1 protein-coding gene is annotated in these 314 nt (G+C 71.7%); it reads right to left on the bottom strand.

The features are described 5' to 3' along the window. The coding region (locus tag DSP71_RS10205; protein ID WP_181800717.1) for an SseB family protein at positions 1–314 on the bottom strand (314 nt) is incomplete at both ends.

Below are 314 nucleotides of genomic sequence, written 5' to 3'. Positions count from 1 at the left end.
CCCGCCCGGCGCCCGCCGAGCTGAACGCCAGCATGTACTGGCGGTCCTCGCTGTCTCGGACGACCGCGACCGAAAGGGCCTTGCCCTCGCTGATCTGTGCACGCGCGTCGCCGTTCACGCGGATGTACAGGTGCCCCTGGAGCGCCTGACGCATGACCCCGAGCAGCTGATCGTTGGTCGCGCCGGCTTCGATCTCGGTGAGCGCTTCACGCAGCAGGACGTTGTCCTTCATGCCGGGGACCGTCTCGGTCTGCTCCGGCGGCAGCGCGGACGCGAGGGGCAGGCGCCGCTCCTCGGGCGCCTCGGGCCGGGTG

It is taken from the genome of Microbacterium sp. H6 (assembly GCF_003314775.1).
Classification (GTDB): domain Bacteria; phylum Actinomycetota; class Actinomycetes; order Actinomycetales; family Microbacteriaceae; genus Microbacterium; species Microbacterium oxydans.
The sequence above is the reverse complement of the archived record's forward strand: the minus strand, read 5'-3'. Positions and strand labels throughout refer to the sequence as shown.